Source organism: Maritimimonas sp. 2210JD6-3, from assembly GCF_056591795.1.
In genome coordinates this window covers 1-19,188 of the sequence record NZ_JBWQOJ010000037.1, presented here as the reverse complement: position 1 = coordinate 19,188, position 19,188 = coordinate 1, and the positions used below count along the sequence as shown (strand labels likewise).

21 protein-coding genes and 1 pseudogene are annotated in these 19,188 nt (G+C 31.5%); 13 read left to right on the top strand and 9 right to left on the bottom strand.

The window, feature by feature from the left end; all coding sequences use genetic code 11:
- Positions 1–4: 4 nt before the first annotated feature.
- The 3 genes from AC1EUY_RS13240 to AC1EUY_RS13230 are packed head-to-tail and all read left to right on the top strand — an operon-like array spanning position 5 to position 1,307.
- Positions 5–481, top strand: coding sequence for a hypothetical protein (locus tag AC1EUY_RS13240; protein WP_480196023.1), 477 nt, complete (start codon positions 5–7; stop codon positions 479–481).
- 5 nt (positions 482–486) lie between these two features.
- Entirely contained in the window at positions 487–810 is a 324-nt protein-coding gene (locus tag AC1EUY_RS13235; protein WP_480196022.1) for a hypothetical protein, read from the top strand.
- Positions 810–1,307 (top strand): 50S ribosome-binding protein YggL, encoded by a 498-nt coding sequence (locus AC1EUY_RS13230; RefSeq protein ID WP_480196021.1) that lies wholly within the window; start codon positions 810–812, stop codon positions 1,305–1,307. Before AC1EUY_RS13235 ends, AC1EUY_RS13230 begins: the two co-directional genes overlap by 1 nt.
- Before the next feature lie 222 nt (positions 1,308–1,529).
- On the opposite strand, the gene AC1EUY_RS13225 is transcribed toward AC1EUY_RS13230, so the two are convergent.
- Together AC1EUY_RS13225 and AC1EUY_RS13220 are read right to left on the bottom strand one after the other, a co-directional pair.
- Positions 1,530–1,841, bottom strand: a complete 312-nt coding sequence (locus AC1EUY_RS13225) for a monooxygenase (RefSeq protein ID WP_480196020.1) — start codon at positions 1,839–1,841, stop codon at positions 1,530–1,532.
- Between the two features lie 27 nt (positions 1,842–1,868).
- Complete coding sequence (locus AC1EUY_RS13220; protein ID WP_480196019.1) at positions 1,869–2,246, bottom strand: hypothetical protein; 378 nt, start codon at positions 2,244–2,246, stop codon at positions 1,869–1,871.
- A gap of 108 nt (positions 2,247–2,354) precedes the next feature.
- Between AC1EUY_RS13220 and AC1EUY_RS13215 the strand changes: the two genes are divergently transcribed.
- A complete protein-coding gene (locus AC1EUY_RS13215) occupies positions 2,355–2,714 on the top strand; it encodes a winged helix-turn-helix transcriptional regulator (protein ID WP_480196018.1) in 360 nt (119 codons plus the stop codon).
- A 68-nt stretch (positions 2,715–2,782) separates the two neighbouring features.
- Here AC1EUY_RS13215 and AC1EUY_RS13210 read toward each other — a convergent pair whose 3' ends face one another.
- The 3 genes from AC1EUY_RS13210 to AC1EUY_RS13200 form a co-directional block, all read right to left on the bottom strand.
- Positions 2,783–3,544 (bottom strand): DUF2310 family Zn-ribbon-containing protein, encoded by a 762-nt coding sequence (locus tag AC1EUY_RS13210; RefSeq protein ID WP_480196017.1) that lies wholly within the window; start codon positions 3,542–3,544, stop codon positions 2,783–2,785.
- Between the two features lie 249 nt (positions 3,545–3,793).
- On the bottom strand, positions 3,794–4,312 hold the full coding sequence (gene ilvN / locus AC1EUY_RS13205) for an acetolactate synthase small subunit (protein WP_480196016.1): 519 nt from the start codon (positions 4,310–4,312) through the stop codon (positions 3,794–3,796).
- Positions 4,313–4,333: 21 nt separating this feature from the next.
- Positions 4,334–5,218 carry a branched-chain amino acid transaminase gene (locus AC1EUY_RS13200; protein WP_480196015.1) on the bottom strand — a complete coding sequence of 295 codons (885 nt, stop codon included), beginning with the start codon at positions 5,216–5,218 and terminating at the stop codon, positions 4,334–4,336.
- Positions 5,219–5,734: 516 nt separating this feature from the next.
- Between AC1EUY_RS13200 and AC1EUY_RS13195 the strand changes: the two genes are divergently transcribed.
- Positions 5,735–7,174: a pyridoxal phosphate-dependent decarboxylase family protein gene (locus AC1EUY_RS13195; protein ID WP_480196014.1), complete on the top strand. Its 1,440-nt coding sequence runs from the start codon at positions 5,735–5,737 to the stop codon at positions 7,172–7,174.
- Here the strand turns inward: AC1EUY_RS13195 and AC1EUY_RS13190 are convergent.
- Positions 7,149–7,277, bottom strand: a pseudogene (locus AC1EUY_RS13190) (transposase); the annotation flags it as partial. The gene AC1EUY_RS13195 and the pseudogene AC1EUY_RS13190 overlap by 26 nt on opposite strands.
- A 223-nt stretch (positions 7,278–7,500) precedes the next feature.
- Complete coding sequence (locus AC1EUY_RS13185) at positions 7,501–7,881, bottom strand: DoxX family protein (protein WP_480196013.1); 381 nt, start codon at positions 7,879–7,881, stop codon at positions 7,501–7,503.
- 124 nt (positions 7,882–8,005) lie between these two features.
- Here AC1EUY_RS13185 and AC1EUY_RS13180 point away from each other — a divergent pair, with 124 nt between their 5' ends.
- The 3 genes from AC1EUY_RS13180 to AC1EUY_RS13170 all read left to right on the top strand — a co-directional run bounded on the left by AC1EUY_RS13180 (position 8,006) and on the right by AC1EUY_RS13170 (position 10,593).
- Positions 8,006–8,851, top strand: coding sequence for a helix-turn-helix domain-containing protein (locus AC1EUY_RS13180; RefSeq protein WP_480196012.1), 846 nt, complete (start codon positions 8,006–8,008; stop codon positions 8,849–8,851).
- A 97-nt stretch (positions 8,852–8,948) separates the two neighbouring features.
- Positions 8,949–9,470, top strand: coding sequence for a hypothetical protein (locus tag AC1EUY_RS13175; RefSeq protein WP_480196011.1), 522 nt, complete (start codon positions 8,949–8,951; stop codon positions 9,468–9,470).
- A gap of 586 nt (positions 9,471–10,056) precedes the next feature.
- A complete protein-coding gene (locus AC1EUY_RS13170) occupies positions 10,057–10,593 on the top strand; it encodes a carboxymuconolactone decarboxylase family protein (RefSeq protein WP_480196010.1) in 537 nt (178 codons plus the stop codon).
- Between the two features lie 649 nt (positions 10,594–11,242).
- Here AC1EUY_RS13170 and AC1EUY_RS13165 read toward each other — a convergent pair.
- Complete coding sequence (locus AC1EUY_RS13165; protein WP_480196009.1) at positions 11,243–11,719, bottom strand: Dps family protein; 477 nt, start codon at positions 11,717–11,719, stop codon at positions 11,243–11,245.
- Between the two features lie 660 nt (positions 11,720–12,379).
- Positions 12,380–13,387, bottom strand: coding sequence for a hypothetical protein (locus AC1EUY_RS13160; RefSeq protein WP_480196008.1), 1,008 nt, complete (start codon positions 13,385–13,387; stop codon positions 12,380–12,382).
- Between the two features lie 684 nt (positions 13,388–14,071).
- Here AC1EUY_RS13160 and AC1EUY_RS13155 point away from each other — a divergent pair.
- The 5 genes from AC1EUY_RS13155 (at position 14,072) to AC1EUY_RS13135 (ending at position 19,155) form a co-directional block, all read left to right on the top strand.
- Positions 14,072–14,755 (top strand): hypothetical protein, encoded by a 684-nt coding sequence (locus tag AC1EUY_RS13155; RefSeq protein ID WP_480196007.1) that lies wholly within the window; start codon positions 14,072–14,074, stop codon positions 14,753–14,755.
- Between the two features lie 74 nt (positions 14,756–14,829).
- On the top strand, positions 14,830–14,976 hold the full coding sequence (locus tag AC1EUY_RS13150) for a hypothetical protein (protein WP_480196006.1): 147 nt from the start codon (positions 14,830–14,832) through the stop codon (positions 14,974–14,976).
- 116 nt (positions 14,977–15,092) lie between these two features.
- Complete coding sequence (locus tag AC1EUY_RS13145) at positions 15,093–16,379, top strand: spondin domain-containing protein (protein WP_480196005.1); 1,287 nt, start codon at positions 15,093–15,095, stop codon at positions 16,377–16,379.
- Positions 16,380–16,633: 254 nt separating this feature from the next.
- On the top strand, positions 16,634–18,364 hold the full coding sequence (locus AC1EUY_RS13140) for an APC family permease (protein ID WP_480196004.1): 1,731 nt from the start codon (positions 16,634–16,636) through the stop codon (positions 18,362–18,364).
- Positions 18,365–18,684: 320 nt separating this feature from the next.
- On the top strand, positions 18,685–19,155 hold the full coding sequence (locus AC1EUY_RS13135; protein ID WP_480196003.1) for a hypothetical protein: 471 nt from the start codon (positions 18,685–18,687) through the stop codon (positions 19,153–19,155).
- The last annotated feature ends 33 nt before the right edge of the window (positions 19,156–19,188 follow it).

Genomic DNA, 19,188 nt, shown 5'->3' with positions numbered 1-19,188 from the left:
AAAAATGAAATATTACAAATTTATAAATGTCGCATTTTTAATGAGTGGTTTACTAATAACGCTCTCTGCTTGTAATAAAAAGATGAAATCACACGATGAAAAAGAGAAAACAAACGTAAAACTGGAAAACACCCAGTTTTTGACATCGCGTTATCCGCAAACCGAATACATGGAAGCGTTATTATCTTCTGAACCTGAATTGTTGGCTATAGCTACAGATGGTTGTGTTAAAATAGGTGATTATACAGCTATTTGGCCATACGGTTATACATTAATTACTAAAAATGACGAACATATTATTGAAGATGCTAACGGAAACAAAATAGCTAAACTAGGTGATAAAATTCAGGTAGGTGGCGGAGAATGTAATGATTGTGGTGCTAATAAAATACAAGAAATTATTGGTTCTAAAGTAACTCCAAAATGTAATGGAAAGTATTGGATTGTTGGTGAAATTGTTAAAGTAAGTCCAAGTAAATAGAAACTATGAAGAAAACATATTTATTTCTGTTGACCATAGCTTTTAGTTTAACATTACTATCAATAGGTTATAAAAATAATTACAAAGCCATAGTAGGTAATGTTTGCGAAATAACACAAGATAATCCAAATGGGTATTGTTACGAAAATTTACCAAAAGGCGGCTTTCCAGTTTCTTTTTTATACGATACTCCTGGAGTTTCGGTACAAGGAAAATTACATCTGTTTGAAGATACCTTAAAACCTATACCTTTTATCTTAAACCTCGTATTCTATTTTTTAATACTCATGCTTGGTAAAAGTGTTATCCATCAAAGAATTAAAAGCTAATGAATACACTTTTAGATTTTATTAAAAAATTAGACGAGAATCATGTTTCTTATACGATTCATAGTAACAATAATGAGTGTACTATGGTTTATGTTTCTATTCCTAATGAGCGTTGGGAAGTGCTGTTTTCTAAAAATGGAGTAACAATTGAAGTATTTAAAAACTCCCATGGTATTTATACCAATAAAAGTAAGCTGAAAGAGATATTTACGGTACATGAAGGTAAAGGTTTTAATCTCGCCATAAAATTAAACACTTCTGTAGATGAACATCGCTTTACCGATGACTTTGTAACTAATGTTGTTGAAAAATTAGGGCTTGCTATAGGAGGAAATCCTTTTAGTGAGAATGGTGCGTTTTTAACCATGTATCAAAGAGGTGATGTTACGGAAAACATACTAAATGAAGTTGAAAATTTTTTAAGGGCAGATGAAAGAGTTAAAACCTACAATGTAGGAAAGCTAATCGATACTATTGATAAAAACTATTTACGCTAGCATCTAGTAAAAGTAACTCATAACAAAAGGCTTACCAGTATGCAAATTGTTTATGATGAGAAAAGATGGCAAATATTAAACTCTTGTTAGACAGATAAATAGAAGATAATAAATTGAACAGTGTTTTTTCATCAACTAAAGATTAAGCGATAAATAACGTAATTATATATGCTATTAAGTAATAATTTACTTAATAGCATATATAAAAACTTTAAGATTCATCTATCCCAATGGCGCATTGTCTATTTTGCTTAAGTCTTCAAAAATATCAAAAACATGATCGGTAATATCTGTAATACCAATGGCATTAAGCCTACCAATATGCTTTTCTCTGTACGTTTTTAAATAGTCGATATTTTTAAACAAATAGGTAGATCCAAAATGATTTGTTCCCTCTTCGTAAGTCCATATTTTCCAAACAACACCTTCTTCTTCAGCGATACTTTCTGCTAAAGCTTTATTCCCGTCCATAAATTCTTGTGTCACTGGGCCGTCATACTTAAGATGTAAATCCCAAATTTTTTGTGTACTCATTTTTTTAATTTTTTAGTGAATATTTTATTAATTATTACGCTTTAGTTGTAAATAACTTAATACCGACAATAAGGCAAAGAATATAGGATCACTCCATCCTAAACCATAAAAAATCCCTTTATAAATAGCATAAAGTGTTATAATGACGCCTAAAATATTTGTCCATAACAAGCCCGTTAAAATTTTTCTAGCATATACGCTTTTTTCTTCTACATCTCTAAACAGCAAGCTAATAATGGCAATTCCTCCTAAAAAAATTGTGGTATGTTGCGATAAAAAAACGGCATATCTGTCGTTTAGTTCAAGTCCGTAATTGGGCCATAAAAGTTTTGGAATAAAAAATAAGGCTAACCCAAAAACTGCATAAATTACTCCGTGGACTGTTAAAAATGTTTTAGTACTCATTGTATATTTTTTGTTTTATATGACAAAATTAAGATAAATTAATATACTTTTGATACTAATTTACAAAAAGATATTAATTTCTTTTACGAAACTATTAAAAAACAATGTATGGCACAAATTCAGGAGACACACTTATCAAATGAATGTATTGGACAATTAAGAGCTATTAAAGACACAATGGAATTGCTTTCGGGTAAATGGAAAATTCAAATTATAGGCACATTACTACGTGGTGGCACTATGCGCTTTATGGAATTAAAAAGAAGCTTAAATGGTATTGCACCCAAAAAATTATCTAATGATTTACAAGAATTAGAGTTAAATAAACTAGTTACACGAACCGTAAAAGACACCAAGCCTATTACAGTCGAATATGCATTAACCGAACATGGAAAAACTTTAGATAAGCTAATAGGTGAAGTAATAGATTGGGGGCTTAAGCATAGAAAAAAGATAATTAAAAATTAAACTATTAGTATCAATTTTAACAAAGCCTCTTGCCTCTAAAACGTGTTAAGATATTTCAAAACAGTCTCTTAAATATGGTAAGTCGATAATTCAGATACCAATCTGCTTTCATCACATTTAAAAGCTATAAAATCGTTATAGGTTTTTCCTTTGATATACCAATCATTTCCTGTTAAAGGGCACTTTCTAAATTCGTCTTCTTCTTTGGTTATCTTACGATGGTTAAATAAAAAATAGTAGGTAGGTATGCTTGTAAGTTCTTCAATATGCTTACATAAATTCCTCCCTATTTTGTTAATTTTTGAATGTACGTCTTGTAATTCCTTTAAAGCAAAGTCTTCATATTCACCCAACCATAACTTATGCAAACTCTCATAATCATTTTGCCAAAAGTTAATATTATCATAGTCCATACCATTTTTAGCTGTATATGGTATTCTATACAAAGGCACTCCTTTTAAGGTGTCACCACAAATTAAAGGTGAGCTGCCCCCAATATGTAAAATATAATAACTAGAATTTTGAGGAAGTTTATAATTTGGATAATCTACATCTAAACCCAAGAATTGTAGCTCTATTTTAGTGTTGGCACTTTCTTCTATTTTAGCCGATAATTCTCTTGTATATTGTGTGCTGTTTTGTCTTGAAATAGCTTCTTTTTCTGGACAAATCACAGGGATGGTAATCGTATTTCCATTTTTTATTACCATGTGGTTGCGTTTAAAAACCTGTCCTGTTTTTTCGAGTAGATATACATAACCACTACAATCTCCTTCAAAGGAGGCATACTTGGGATTTTTGTTGCTTATAATAATGTTAAATGCATACATAATCTAATTTATAACTTAATAACTACTCAATCGCTTCCCAATTTTAAAGTATTTATTTATCAGTGATATCCAAAGATACTGTGTATTACATTCATTACAGCTATATGCCCTACTTTTAAGAATCAATCGATGAAGTCTTTTTCTCTTAATTCTATCTCGAGAGGTAGATTTGCATGAAGGACAGTGTTTCATAACTCTAATTTAAAATGCTTACTATAATTTAAGTCACACGTTATGATAATAATTTAACTATTGGTTTAATAGTGTTGAGACTTCCATAGGTTCTTTAGAAATAATAATCCTTCCTGAACGGGTAAATTGCATAATCTCAAACTCATGAAAAAAATTATAGAGTTCGGTTATTTCTTCGTTGGTTCCCGATTTTTCAAGAACAACAAATTTTTGATTGACACTTACAATACGCGCATTACTTTCTTTTACTTTTTCTTGAATAACATCGTTATCAAAAAACAAGTGGGTTTGGAGTTTAAACATTGCCGATTCTTGATAAATAATCTCATCATCGGTATGATAAAACGCTTTTATAACCTCTATCTGTTTTTCTATTTGTAAAATAATTTTTCTTATCTGTTCTTCAGTAATGTTTACCACGATAGCCCATTTGGTAACATTAGCTATCTCTGAAACTGAAGAATTAATACTCTCTATATTAATGTGTCTTCGTTGAAAAATACCAGAAATACGATTTAATAATCCTACACTATTTTCTGAATAGATTGTGACTGTATATGTTTTTACTGTATTCATGTCAAATTAAGGTATGTGTTATTATACTGATTGTAATTTATGTTTCTCTAATACGAACTCTTTGTAAAGGTGCATTAATTTATAACCGAGTGATTTTTCCCATTGCAATGGAAACTTATAATCATCTAATAATTGTAATCCTACCACTTCTGCTGCAGTACCTGTAAAAAAGACGCTATCTGCTTGTTTGAGTTCTTCGAGTGTAAAATGGCGTTCTTCAATATAAATACCTTCTTCTTTACATAAATCGATTACTGTATTTCTTGTGATTCCAGCCATAATATGCCCTCTAGGTGGCGTAAAGAGTTTCCCGTTTTTTTCCATAAATACATTGGCTCCAGAGCATTCAGCTACGTTTTCATTCATATCTAATAATAAAGCTTCGTCAAACCCTTTTGCTTTGGCTTCATTAGTCGATAAAATTGAGTTTACATAGTGCCCAGTAACTTTAGCTTCTACAAAACAAGATTTTGGGTTGGGGCGTTGAAAACTAGAAGTCATAACTCGTAATAAATTATCGCCCATGTAACGTCCCCATTCCCAACATTGTATAACCAAATTGCTAGTAGGCGACGTTTTTAAAGACATGTTAGCTCCTGTTGTTACAATTGGCCTTATGTAGGCATCTTTTAGTTTGTTTTTTTTAAGCAGTTTATAGGTAATTTCTGTAAGCTCTTCAATAGTATAGTTAAAATTAATGCTCATGACTTTGGTTCCTAAAATGAGGCGCTCGTAATGTTCTTTAGCTTTAAATATTTTGGTGCCATCATCGGTATTATAAGCACGTATGCCTTCAAAAACGCCATTTCCATAATGTAATGTTTGCCCATATATATTTGCATTTACATCTGTAGCTCTTAAAAATTTACCGTTATAAAAAACGATACTTTGTGTGTGGTAATACATGTTGTTTAAATTAATTCATAAAAAAAGCCTGCATCTAAATATTGATACAGGCTTTAAGGTTTTATCCATTAACTATCTGTATCAACTCTGGTATGAGCTAATAATGACAATAATGGTAATTATTATATTTTGTTTAATCATGTTAAAAAAGAAAAGCCTTCCGTATTTTTTAGGGAAGGCTTTTCAAGTTATATAAGTTTTTATAATACCATCCCACATTATTGACTTGCAATAATGCTAATAATAATAGTATTAATAATTATATTTTTCATCGTTGTTACAAATATTGCCAATTTATTTTTAATAATACAAATCTTTTAAATAAAACATTTATTCTATAGAAATAATTAGGAATGTAATTTTACTGCTCTTCTTTTATTTAGTTTCTTTGTGCTTTTTAATTTTAATGAAAAAAATGGCCCTAGTATTTGTGCTAATGTACCTATGTAAAGTTTGAAGAAGGCAGTATTAAATAATTAATAAAACAGAAGTAACTAAAACTAGAAAGAAATTACTATGAAAGCAGCACAATTATCCTTATCTAAAGATGAAATGAAAGATTATGGGTATAAGGTGATAGATGCTATTGTAGAGCATTTTGATACTCAAAATAAAAAGAAGCCTATTGCAGCAATGGCCAATCGCCATGAAATGGATGCTCTTTTCGCTATAGAAGCACCAGAAAAACCAACGCAGTTTGAAGAAGTGCTAGATTTTGTAAAAGAAAACGTATTACCTTATAGCAACATCGTAACGCATCCTAAATTTTACTCGTTTGTACCTGGGCCAAGCAACTATATAAGTACGATTGCAGATACTTTAGCAACGGGATTTAATGTGTTTTCAGGTAGTTGGGCAGGTTCTCCATCTGCTGCACAATTAGAGATAGTTACTATAGGTTGGTTATTAAAACTATTTAAATTTCCTACAAAAAAAGGTGGCGGTATTTTTACCAGTGGAGGTTCAATGGCTAATTTAACCGCCTTAGCAACAGCCAGAAAACAAAAAATTGGTGAACACTCTAATAAGGCAGTAATTTATTTATCTGATCAAGCACATTCTTCTAATATAAAAGCCATTAGAATATTAGGATTTACCAAAGAACAAGTACGAATCATTCCTACCGATTTTGATTTTAAGATGATTCTTAACAAGTTAAAGAATGCTATTGCTAAAGATAGGCTTGAAGGCTTTCAGCCATTTTGTGTAATCGCATCGGCGGGAACTACAAATACGGGTACTATAGATCCATTACAAGACATAGCCAAAATTTGTAAAGATGAAGATTTGTGGTATCACATTGATGGTGCCTACGGAGGTGCTGCTATTTTAGCCGATAAAGGGAAAAAAGCTTTAAAAGGTATTGAAAAAGCAGATTCTTTAACTATCGATCCTCATAAATGGATGTTTCAACCTTATGAAATGGGTTGTCTATTAGTAAGAAATCATAAATGGCTTAGCACTACTTTTAGCGAAAACCCTGAGTATTTAAAAGATATTGAAGGCAATACTTCAGAAATTAATTTCTACGATCACGGCATACAATTAACACGTCGTTTTAGAGCATTAAAACTCTACATGTCCATTAAAACTTTTGGATTAGATGCGTTTAAAAAAGCTGTAAACTATAATATTGATTTAGCTGAAAAAGTTGAAGCTTTACTGCGTAAAAGTCCTTTATGGGAAGTAGTGTCACCAGCAACGATAGGTATTATAAATTTTAGATATAATCCAATAAAACTATCACTATCAGAATCTGAAATTGATAAATTAAATCAAAAAATATCTGAAGCCATAACAAACTCAAGAGAAGCTGTTTTGGTAACTACTATTTTACAAGGAAAAGTGGTACTCCGTATGTGTTTAATAAACCCCAGAACGACACTAGAAGATGTAAAAGAAACATTGGAGTATTGTGAAACATTTGCTAAAGAATTTTATAAAAGTTCTTTCTAATCTTGGTAACTAGATATATTCCATCAACAAAAAGTTGTTCAAAAAGCTCTTTTATAATACAACCTCTATCAGTAAATATTTTTCCAAATACACGATTATGAAATTGTGTTAAACTTATATTCCAACAATGCATGCCACCTTATCAAAATTTCTAAGGATATAAATTATAACATCTAAGGATTATGGACAGCAAAATAATTTCTTATGATAAACGTATCATTAACCAAAGCTTATAGTATAAAATAGTTGCAATCACATAAAAATATAGGGTTACTTAAATATAAGAAACCCTATAATAGAACTCATTTATATAAACAATAATTTTGTTAAGCCTGTCTTTCATTTATTGCTAAACCAGTAAGTGTGGTTAACAATGCAATATGAATCATGATGTTCATCCAATTTCCTGAAGGAATATGCACTAATACAAGTGCCATAAACATAATAAAGGCTAAAAATGCATAACTATAAAAAAGTTGTTTATTAATGAGCAACAAAACTCCAGCCACAAGCTCTAACAAAGCCAAGATAGCTCCCAAAGCATAAGTACCCGAGTCGCCTAAAAAAGCAAGACCACTACTCTTTAAAAAATCGGCCATATTTTGTAACCCTACACCTCCTAAAAAGCCTTCAATAAATTTTTCAAGGCCTCCCCAAACAAAAAGGAGTCCGAAACCTATTCTAATTATTAAATTTCCTGTATTCATAAATTTCCTGTTTTAAGGTTAATATTAAAGCAAAAGTATAGAGTATGTAGATTTAAGTCCTTAATCATTTTTCCTTTATGATTATACATTTTTCCAAAGAGCAGTATTTTTTGTTTATTTGGGTATGAAATTAGAATACTGTAGTGCAAAATATGAAAGTATCTTTATTATTACTGACTTTAATTGCAAACCTTCTCAAGAGTTACTAAAAGACAAAGGCTTGTACAAAATAATTTGGTGTAGGGATAACGCTGTGAAATTTATGATAGATGGCTACCAGCAAATCTTGAATAAAAACGAAGTTATTTTTTGCACACCCCTTAATAATATGAAGGTTATTGAAACTACAGAAGGATTAATATCTTTCGTATTTAACCGCGAATTTTATTGTATTAGAGATCATGATGCAGAAGTTTCCTGCAATGGGTTTTTATTTTTTGGCTCCTCGCACCCACCTATAATTACACTTTCTAATGAACATATAGATAGTTTTACAGCAATGCTCCACTTATTTAAAGAAGAGTTTAAAACTAAGGATACTATTCAAGGTGAAATGCTACGCACACTATTAAAACGCTTGCTTATTACGTCTCGCAGATTAGCCAAGAGTGCACTGTCACCGCCCGAAATACACAACAACCAACTTGATGTGATGAGAAAGTTCAATATCTTGGTAGAACAGCACTTTCGTGAAAAGCACCAAGTAAGTGATTATGCTGAAATTCTTTTTAAATCACCTAAAACACTTTCTAATTTGTTTGGCAAGTACAATAATAAAACACCTCTACAAGTTATCAACGAACGTATTTTATTAGAAGCTAAGCGTTTATTATTGTTTTCAGACAAGACATCAGAACAAATAGCTTATGAATTAGGGTATAAGGAGGCAAGTCATTTTTCAAAATTTTTCAAAAAAAATGAGGGTACCAATCCTACCGAGTTTAGAAAAAAGAAATTAAGCGCAAACTAATTTATTACAATTAAAACACCACTATTAAAAAAAATAGCTTTAGGTTTTGTTAGGATTTAAATAATTTCCCGTCAACTAAGTAACAAGGTTTAAAAAAATGGAAAGTACTAAATTTCATGAATTATGCAATGCTTACGGTGCTGCTCAAGAAAGTTTTGAAGCATATAGATTAGACTGCCACATGATGGCCGTAACTATTGTTAAAGAACTAAAAGCCTATTACCAAGTTCCAGAAAATCAATTTTCACTTTATAAAATTGATAACCAAAATAATTTTCATTTAGTACAACCTGAACTCATACATGCTTTGACGCTAAGAGAAGATCGTTTCTGGCATTTTGGTTTTGGACTTACCGTTTGTAAAGCTCCAGAAACGCTGCCCATAGAATTAATCTTGGTACATTTAATGATTCGCAGAAATACTACTGGACAATATTATGTACGCTATGCTAATAATAAAAAGGAGTTTAAGGTTGAAAATAAAAATAAGGCATCTTATATCCCATTTTTTGATTTTCTTTTTGATACCATAAGAGCATCCTATAGCCAACAATTGCAGCTTTTTATAGGTGAAAAAACAGAACGTAAGTTGGGTTATGTACACTATGAAGGCGTGTAGCTTGTATATGCTTAATTCTACTTTTTCATAAATTATAGTAAAGAAAAATCATGGTTAAATAGCATCTGAATAATGTGTAACCATATACTCTGTAAAGAACTTTTTAAGGTTAATAAAGGTATGGATAAATTAGTGTTATTTAAGGAAAAATCAATATTAGGCATCATGATAGATTTAAGTAGGAAAATACGCTAATTAATTATAGACATGGCAAACCCTAAACCTATAGAGCGTAAATTAAAACTTTTTAAGGTGCTATAGTTTTTAATACCTATCGGTAGCTAATTTTGTAGTTTCAGGGCTTTTATCTGATAGCACGACTCAACTTACCATGACATTTACTATACCAATTGCAGGTAAAGTGTCTGTTATTTTAGCTGTATGTATTCTTATCATCTATTCGTTCAGAGCAGTTATCATACGACAAGATCAATATAAAAACGAATGTTAAGGAACAATTGACTATCCTTAGGGAAAAAAGGATATTCTATCACCACTATTTTCACAACATCTTTGTACTATATAAAAAGGTAAACAACAAAGTTCCTTAAAGAAAGAAATGTTTAACAAAATAAAATTAGAAAACATGAGCACATTTAATGTACCAACAAAAGAAAATGTAAGTGAGCAGAATCGCGAAATTTTTAATAGCCTAGAAAAAGCAGTAGGTTTTGTACCCAATATTTATGCAACGTATGCTTATAGCGAAAATGCACTTAAAAATTATCTAGATCTCTCTAATGCGCCTACATCATTGAACAACAAAGAAAAAGAAGTGGTGAACTTGGCCGTTAGTGAAGTAAACCAATGCCTATATTGCCTTGCTGCCCATACAGCTATTGCTGGAATGAATGGTTATACATCAGAACAAATTTTGGCATTGCGTGCAGGGGAAGCTCCTTTTAACTCTAAACTTGATGCTTTGGCAAAACTGGCAAAAAATATTACCGAAAATAGAGGTGCAGCCACCCCGGCTGTTGTAGATAATTTCTTTAATGCAGGATGGACTAAAGAAAATCTAATTGATACCATTGTATTGGTTGGTGATAAAACAATTACCAACTATGTACACAAAACAACACAAGTACCTATTGATTTTCCTACGGCAGAGAAATTAGTTTAATTTTTATGATAAAAAAATAATTATAATAAATCAGAAGCCTTACTAACACCAAGGTTTCTGATTTATTTATCATGCTTTATAAATAAAGAGAATTTTATCTGTTTGTTTAAAACCTAGAACAACACTAAAAGATATAAAAGAAACGTTGGAGTATTATGAAACATTTGCTAAAGAATTTTTATAAAAGTTCTTTTTAGTATAATTTCAAATAACTTGTAGTCTCCTAATTTATTTGATAAACTTATGTTAACTTTTTAGCATTACGCGAATAAAGAATTTCTTGAAACCAACTATCCCCAGAGCAAGCCACAGGGGTATTTCGCCAGTTTCATTTTGACCTCAGGGTCAAAAACCAAAATCCTATTATTTAGATTCCCGTTTTCACGGGAATGACAATTTCAACGGATACCCTGATGCAAGCATGCGGGGAATTCTTTTCGATTAAAAAGCTTTAATTTTATCGATTTTTTTTGCATATCAATTTATGTCATACATTATATTTTAAAACATCATTCCGAATTTATTTCAGAATCTCATCACTCAACAAATCAAGCATTTATAATGAGAACTTGAAACAAGCTCAGGTTAACAAATACCTTTTTATGACTCACTCATTACAACAAGACAATCATTTTTTTAGATGAAATTATTAATCATCTAAAAAAGAACTGTACATCCAAACTAATTTTTCTTGCTCTCTAATATAATCACTCATCAATGCATTAGTGCCTTCATCATCAATTTCTGAAGATAAGTCTAAAATATTGCGTTGCTTTATCAATAACGTTTTAAAGGTTTCTAAAATTTGCGCTACACAATTTTTACCACTACTTACCTCAGTCGCTTCTTTAATTTCAGAACTTTTTAGGTAGCTGGTAAATTGATGATTTGGACGGTAACCTAACGTGAGTATTCTCTCTGCTATGTCATCAATCTTTACAAAAAGATCATTATATAACTCTTCAAATTTAACGTGTAATTCAAAAAACTTATCACCTTTAATATTCCAGTGAAAACCTCTTGCATTTTGGTAAAAAATAGAGTAATTTGCCAATAAATCATTTAATAATTCTGCCAATTCTTTTGCTTTTGCATTGTCTAAACCTATGCTATTTAATGGTTTCATGTTTAATATGTTTTAGTTCTATTTAAAGGTTAAACTTTTACTATAATTATTTAATTTATTGTAACTATTGTTGTTTACCTTTTTCAGAAATGTGTACTGCAAAATTACATCATTTTGAGGCTTTCATGCACTTGTTAGGCTTACAAATGTTTATAGTATTATAAAGTAATGTTATGATTTTACTTTTTTAAATAAGGATAATCTGTATATCCTCTAGCATCACCACCGTCAAAATTAAAGTATAGGTATCGTTATTTCGTAAAATACATTTTGTTTTACCCGATCTGAACAATTTGGATTGGTTAGAAATTTTCTTTCAAAACCTACCTAGTTCACCACATTAGCTTCTAATAGCTCTTCTGTCAATTCTGAGTTTTATTACTCGTGGCAATACTAGTATAGCCATTTTTTTTCGGAGTTCTTTACGGAAACTTTCTAGCACTTCAAGGTATATCATCCCTATCCGTTTTCGCATAAATTAGGTAATGTCTATTTTCTCTAAAGCTTCTGAGACCAACATAATCGTATCTAATATTTCTGAATCTTCCATTAGTCTTGATGGTAAGCTTTAAAAACTACTTTTTTATGCATCCTTAAAGTTAATAACTAACTCAATCAATAGCAAAAAAAAAGCTGCCTTTTCAGGCAGCCTTCTAATTATTAATGTTTTAAACTACAACTTTTATTTTTAAAAGCACTTCTCTGTTTTTGGAGTTTAGACAATGAATTACTTTTAGCATTTAAGCCCAAATTACTTCTAATATATCTACGTATCTCCGTCAACTCGCTGCTATCGTGCATTAAAAGTATTTTTTCCTGCGCTTTGGTAGTAGATCCAGAGGGTTTATCTTCGTATATAAAACTGGCAAAGACTTCTGCTATATCCTCTCCAGGAACGGTAGATGCATATTCACTGACAAACCTGTCTTTATATTTATTATAAAATGCTCTAGCATCTGTTGTTGTTGTAAATTCACTCCAAATATCTGCCCAGAACCCTTGATATAGTTTGTTTATATGCGATTCTTTATTGGCACAGCCTTCAGGTGGAGCGTAATTGGTACACGCATCTGCACTAATATTAGGGTCAAGCTGAGTGTTGTTAAGCGATAGAACATGCCCGAACTCATGTATAGTAACATATTGTAGACCATCTATACCATCTTGATCCACTATACTTATGGAAAGCCCCAGAACAAACTTCGTTAAATCATCTTTGGAGGCTCCCGCGAATCCTGCATCACCGCTTTTTTCTCCGTTAACAATTATAAACTCATCCAAAAATTTTCTATGGCTAGGTGGCACTATCTTTTTTACCAACCCCCACATTTCTTGATGCTTTGCAACATCTTTTTGATATTCTAAATCTTTACCTGTTACTTCATAATCCTTGATTTTCTCAATATTATCTCCATTTACACGGTATGCAGTAATTTCTCCTGAACTTTCGCCTTGTTCATTGTCGGAATCGTTTCCTTGGTTGTTCGGATCTTGATTTCCATTTTCTGAATTACCTTCTTGATTATTTGGATTTCCACTATTCGTGTTTTCATTATTAGACTGCTGTTGATTAAGCATCATACCATCGTCATCTTTGCTACATGCATTAAATGCTAGTGAAACTACAAATAGAGCTAATAATAACCTATAAATTTTTGCTGACTTCATAATTTTCTTTTTTATTGTTTTCTTTTTTATTGTTTTAAAAATCGGTTTACTATATATGAAACAGGCATAATGAAAAATACCCTACCCTACTGAACGTTTTTTAAAAAATTTGTTATAATGAAAATAATGAACACTCGATATGTTAGCCTAACATCTCCGAAAAAGTATTTAATAAATATGCTGAAATTGGGGCATAATTATACTTTACAGATAGTAGCCAGTATGCCAAAACATTTAAGAAGTATAAAGGGATAATGTCGAAAGTTTATAAAAACTCAAAAATTACTTAATACTACAAATCTTATATCAATACGTCGATCTATTATCATGAGATTTTTCAATTTCTACTATAAAAATAGAATAATACCTCAAGCAATAAAGATATCTGTTATTCTAACCCAACTCTAATCGCTAAATATTAATGCAACACGCGCAATACAGCAATCAATTAAATCTAAAACAGCTAAAATACCACCACCCGTGCCGCCAACACCAATAGTCAAGGTTATTAAACCATTTTTTGTTGAAAGTTTTGTTCAAATTTCAAAAAGAACAATGTTAAGAGTAATAAAATTTGTTTCTAGTTCAAATTTCTGAAATCTGAATACCCGCAAGCCCAAACACCTTGTTTACTAAACTCTAAATTAAAAACTTTGTACTGTAATTATAAAAATTTTAGAAATCATGAAAAAAAAAACAAACTCCAATGTAGTACATACAGCGATGTTAACTTTCAGTATAATGTTAGTTATAAGTTTATATGGATGTAAGCAAAAGACAACTACAAACGATGAAGTTATTGAAGAAACAACAGAAATGGTTTTACCAAACTTATCTGACGTTATTTTCCAAGATGTCTTTGGTGCCATAACAAGCAATAATAGTGATTTAGCTGCTACTAATATTAAAAAGGGTATTGAAGCCTTAAAAAATGAAGGTGCAGATCTTACAGGAAAAAGCAAAAAGGCTTTTGATAAAGCTCTGGTACAATTAACCAGCATTGCTACTAATCTCAAAGAAGACAAAGTAATTGACACCGAAAAACTGTTAGAAGCTGTAGCTAATGCTGAATTAGCTGTTAAACACGAATACCTCATTACAGATGATGTATATGTATTAGAAACACCAAAAGCTTCAAAAGAAAAGGTAATGATGAATGCTTTTAAACGCAATATGGACAATCTAAAGGTCGTAGATACAGAATTAAAAGGTGATAAGGATGATCCCGGAAAAGCACTTTTTAAAGAAGGTCAACAACTAGAAAAAGAATACAATGATTGGTTACAAAAAGTAGAAACACATGTAAAGAAAACCAATGAGCATTTTAGTAAGTATCATGCAAAGTATTATTACCCCATGAGCTTTTAAAATGGTTATCTCTAGTTACCTCTAAGAAGTTTACATAATAACCTTAAATAATTAAAGTATGATAAATGCATTTAATGAATGTAAACAATTGGGAAAGACAGCACGATCGCCATAAACGATTCTCCCTTGATGTTTATGATCATCATACAAGTAACCCTAAAGATAAACTTAAAGAAGCTAAAGAAAATCAAAAAAAACAGAAGAAGAACTTCAACAGTTAAAAGAGAAGTTACATCCGTAAAAGTTAAAGGCTGGTAAATTCAATAACTTTAATGAAATGAACAGTCAATTAAAGCGCCTAAAGTGCAAGTCAGAATAAAGCCGAACCAGACTTAAAATGGAAGTAGGTATAAAATCAATAATTTTAAAAATGATTAACACAAAGTATTTAAAAAAAATTGCCTTTGTAGGGCTAGCTTGTGCAGGACTTATGTCTTGTAGTAATGACGATGATACTACACCAATGGCGATGTCTAATTTTACAGTAACGGTAGAAAATGTTTTTACACCTAAGTCTTTTTTTGACAGTAATGCTACAGAAGGTATTCCACCTGGCACATCACAATCGTTTACATTTAATGCTGGCAAAGGACATTATTTAAGTTTTGCTACCATGCTTGTACAATCGAATGACTTATTCTATGCACCAAACCAAAATGGTATTGCATTATATGATACTAATGGAAATGCCGTAACGGGTAATGTTACGTCGCAAGTAAGCTTATGGGATGCTGGTACCGAGGTGAACGAAGAACCTGGTGTTGGGCCAAACCAGGCACCAAGACAAACAGCACCAAATACCGGAACCACAGAAAATGGTACTGTAAAATTAATTGGTGATGTTAATGACGGATTTACCTACCCAGATGTAACAGATGTTATTAAAGTAACGTTAGCGCATGATGGCGGCACACAATTTACAGTTACCATAGATAATTTAAGTAATACGGCAAGTTTAACAACACCATTAGCACCAGGCGTATGGGTAATAAATAATGCATCGCAAACACCATTATTTGAAACAGGAACTGCTGCATCTGCAGGCTTAGAAGCACTAGCGGAAGACGGCAATAATAACACATTAGCTACCGAATTGAGTGATAATAGCGGATTGGTCTCACCTTTTGCACCTGGAGCCTATGCCATTAATGATGCCTTATATACAGTTGGCAGCAGTGCCTCTAGCGCTTTAGAAGCTTTAGCTGAAGACGGCAACCCTTCTGGTTATGCAAACGTATTTAATACACCAGACGGAGCCTCAGGACCAGGACCTATTTTTCCTGGAGGAGCTTACAGTTTTAATTTCTCTGCAAAAGAGGGTGATGTATTATCACTTGCAACTATGTTAGTACAATCTAACGATTGGTTTATTGGTGCCAATGATATTGCTTTGTTTAATAACGGTACTGCCATTTCTGGTGATATTACCAATTTAGTGAAGCTATATGATGCCGGTACTGAAGTAGATGAATATGCTGGAGCAGGAAATAACCAAGCACCAAGACAAGCAGCAGCTAATACAGGTGCTGATGAAAATGGTGTTGTAGCAGAAGAAACAAATACTTCTACCAATGTACCAAATGTCACAGACATGATTAAAATCACGATAACGGCTAATCAATAGCTAAAAAATCTCTTTTTTTGCCTGTTTTAATTTATCTTTAAATATAAATGGTACTTTAGAACAGGCTTTTTATACCAGTTCTGATGCTAAATTACACAGTAGAAAAATGATGAGTTTTTGCGTTAGATAAAAAAGAAAAATTAGTCATAGCCATAGCTACGGGTTATTTTTATTTTGAAATATAAGGTGAAAAGGCGCATTTTAATTGAGTCATTTAGAATTAGAAATGGTATTAAATGATAAACCAACCTGCCATGTCAAAAAAATTAAAAGAATTTCCCGCTACAGCCATCTGCGGTAATGATATTAGTTCTTCGTGCTTATACGTGTCTGCATTAGCTATAGGGTATGCAGGGCAATACGCCTGGATTTCGTTACTCATTGTGGCGGCTGTTTTATTTTTATTTAGAAAAATTTATGGTGAAGTTGTTGGTGCACTACCTTTAAATGGTGGTGCTTATAATGCACTTCTAAACACTACAAGTAAATCAACGGCATCTTTAGCCGCAACATTAACTTTGCTATCGTATATGGCTACAGCTGTTATTTCTGCAAGTGAAGGTATGCACTATGTACACAGTTTATGGAACTCTTGGCCAATCATTATAGCTACCATTATTTTATTAGCTTTTTTTATGGTACTTACCATTATTGGTATTGGTGAGTCTTCATTGGTAGCTTCTATCATTTTTGTCTTCCATATGGTTTCTTTGATTTTACTTTCTGTAGCTTGTTTTTATTATATAAGCAAGCATGGCTGGAATGTACTAGAGACTAATTTTAATCATCCTGTAAAAGATGGTATTACTATAGCCTTATTTTTTGGGTTTTCTGCAGCTATGTTGGGTATAAGCGGATTTGAAAGTTCTGCAAACTTTGTAGAAGAGCAAGAAAAAGGTGTGTTTAAAAAAACACTACGAAATATGTGGATTGTGGTAAGTGTGTTTAATCCATTAATGGCATTTTTAGCATTGTCCCTCATTCCTATACCAGAAGTAGCAGAAAATAAAGAAACCTTATTATCACATATGGGAGCCATTTCTGGCGGTCAATGGTTATCAATTTTAATATCTATTGACGCTGCATTGGTATTAAGTGGTGCTGTATTAACCTCTTTTGTTGGTGTAAAAGGTTTGGTAGAACGCATGACATTAGATCGTATATTGCCACAATACTTATTAAAAAAGAATAAACGTGGGAGCTCTTATAGAATACCTATTGTATTTTTCTTATTATGTGTTTCTATACTATTAATTACTCAAGGTAAATTAGGCGCATTAGCTGGAGTTTATACAATTGCATTTTTATCAGTTATGACGCTATTTGGTTTAGGTAATTTTTTATTGAAAATAAGACGTAAACATTTGCCAAGACCCGAAAAATCATCGTGGCTGGGATTAATTATCGCTGTATTCGCTGTGGTAACTGCTCTTATTGGTAATATAATAATGAATCCAAAATATCTTAAAGTATTTTTAGAATATTTATTACCTACCTTGTTATTAGTAACTATAATGCTTAATAGAACTGTATTATTAAAATTTTTGTTAAATACAATTACGTATATTTTTAAACCTATAGATCGGTTTGTTGACAAAACCAATGAAGTTATATTAAATTCAATAGACACTATTAATTCTCAAGAGTTTGTGTTTTTTACTTATGATGATGATGTGGCTACATTGAATAAGGTAATGCTATATATCACAAAAAATGAACATACGAAAAAACTGAAAGTAGTAACCGTTTTAAAAGATGGTGAAAAGGTACCGCCGCGACTAGAAAGCGATTTGGAAGTTCTTGACAGAGAGTATCCAAAAATTAAAATTGAATACATAAAAATTAAGGGAACGTTCGGTCCAAAGCTTATTAAAAACTTATCTAAACAATGGGAAATTCCTGTTAATTTTATGTTTATAGGATCACCAGGAGATAAGTTTCCATATAAAGTATCAGAATTGGGTGGTGTTCGGTTGATTATTTAATCGAAAAGAATTTCTCGATGCTCTGCATCGGGGTTTCCGTTGAAATTGTCATTCCCGTGAAAACGGGAATCTAAATAATAAAATTTCGGTTTTGGTCTTATCAGACCAAAATGAAACGAGCGAAAACCTCTATGTCCCGATAGCTATCGGGACTGCCTTGGGGATAGTTCGTTTCAAGAAATTTTTTATTGAATAGTTCTTTAAGTTCATCTTTCAGAAATATAAACTTCTGTAATTACATTTTGCGCCCATTTTTAGAGTGATTTTTAGAACTTTAAATTAGGAATAATCGAAAGTTTAATTTTTAAAATTTAAAGAACATGAAAACACTGGGAGTTATTTTTTTAACAATAATTTTAATGGTTAGTTGTAATGCAGAAGAAAAAAATAACAATAAAGACATAGCACAAAACCATATTGAAAAACAAGCTGTACAACCGCCAAAAGGAAATTGGAAAGTGAACAAAGAAGTGGATGAAAACGGCAACATTATTCGTTACGATTCCATTTACACATACAGCAGTGCTTCAGATAATTTAAAAAGCTTTACTACAGAACAGCGTGATAGTATTTTACAATCTATGAAGTCTTTATTTAAACAAAATTTTAAAGATTTTGATAACTATATTCCAAGTGAATTTGATGATTTTTTTAAAGAAGATTCTGTATTCATGGGCGAATTTTCAAATATGAATAGAATGATGAAACATATCAAAGCTCTACAGCAACAGTTTTTAAGTAGACAAAAATCAATGTCCATTGAACCAGAGACTTTTGAAGAAAATAAATAAAATATTTTGGTTGGTTAGTAAATACCCAGTAAT

Excerpts from the sequence above, each read along its gene's own strand:
- AC1EUY_RS13165 (WP_480196009.1), bottom strand. The coding sequence starts at position 11,719 with ATGAAACCATTAAATAGCATAGGTTTAGACAATGCAAAAGCAAAAGAA.
- AC1EUY_RS13240 (WP_480196023.1), top strand. The coding sequence starts at position 5 with ATGAAATATTACAAATTTATAAATGTCGCATTTTTAATGAGTGGTTTA.
- AC1EUY_RS13180 (WP_480196012.1), top strand. The coding sequence starts at position 8,006 with ATGAAATTAGAATACTGTAGTGCAAAATATGAAAGTATCTTTATTATT.
- AC1EUY_RS13150 (WP_480196006.1), top strand. The coding sequence starts at position 14,830 with ATGAATGTAAACAATTGGGAAAGACAGCACGATCGCCATAAACGATTC.
- AC1EUY_RS13225 (WP_480196020.1), bottom strand. The coding sequence starts at position 1,841 with ATGAGTACACAAAAAATTTGGGATTTACATCTTAAGTATGACGGCCCA.
- AC1EUY_RS13185 (WP_480196013.1), bottom strand. The coding sequence starts at position 7,881 with ATGAATACAGGAAATTTAATAATTAGAATAGGTTTCGGACTCCTTTTT.
- AC1EUY_RS13210 (WP_480196017.1), bottom strand. The coding sequence starts at position 3,544 with ATGTATGCATTTAACATTATTATAAGCAACAAAAATCCCAAGTATGCC.
- AC1EUY_RS13200 (WP_480196015.1), bottom strand. The coding sequence starts at position 5,218 with ATGTATTACCACACACAAAGTATCGTTTTTTATAACGGTAAATTTTTA.
- AC1EUY_RS13145 (WP_480196005.1), top strand. The coding sequence starts at position 15,093 with ATGGAAGTAGGTATAAAATCAATAATTTTAAAAATGATTAACACAAAG.
- AC1EUY_RS13230 (WP_480196021.1), top strand. The coding sequence starts at position 810 with ATGAATACACTTTTAGATTTTATTAAAAAATTAGACGAGAATCATGTT.
- AC1EUY_RS13175 (WP_480196011.1), top strand. The coding sequence starts at position 8,949 with ATGGAAAGTACTAAATTTCATGAATTATGCAATGCTTACGGTGCTGCT.
- AC1EUY_RS13140 (WP_480196004.1), top strand. The coding sequence starts at position 16,634 with ATGTCAAAAAAATTAAAAGAATTTCCCGCTACAGCCATCTGCGGTAAT.
- AC1EUY_RS13135 (WP_480196003.1), top strand. The coding sequence starts at position 18,685 with ATGAAAACACTGGGAGTTATTTTTTTAACAATAATTTTAATGGTTAGT.
- AC1EUY_RS13195 (WP_480196014.1), top strand. The coding sequence starts at position 5,735 with ATGAAAGCAGCACAATTATCCTTATCTAAAGATGAAATGAAAGATTAT.
- AC1EUY_RS13235 (WP_480196022.1), top strand. The coding sequence starts at position 487 with ATGAAGAAAACATATTTATTTCTGTTGACCATAGCTTTTAGTTTAACA.
- AC1EUY_RS13155 (WP_480196007.1), top strand. The coding sequence starts at position 14,072 with ATGAAAAAAAAAACAAACTCCAATGTAGTACATACAGCGATGTTAACT.
- AC1EUY_RS13160 (WP_480196008.1), bottom strand. The coding sequence starts at position 13,387 with ATGAAGTCAGCAAAAATTTATAGGTTATTATTAGCTCTATTTGTAGTT.
- AC1EUY_RS13220 (WP_480196019.1), bottom strand. The coding sequence starts at position 2,246 with ATGAGTACTAAAACATTTTTAACAGTCCACGGAGTAATTTATGCAGTT.
- AC1EUY_RS13215 (WP_480196018.1), top strand. The coding sequence starts at position 2,355 with ATGGCACAAATTCAGGAGACACACTTATCAAATGAATGTATTGGACAA.
- ilvN (WP_480196016.1), bottom strand. The coding sequence starts at position 4,312 with ATGAATACAGTAAAAACATATACAGTCACAATCTATTCAGAAAATAGT.
- AC1EUY_RS13170 (WP_480196010.1), top strand. The coding sequence starts at position 10,057 with ATGAGCACATTTAATGTACCAACAAAAGAAAATGTAAGTGAGCAGAAT.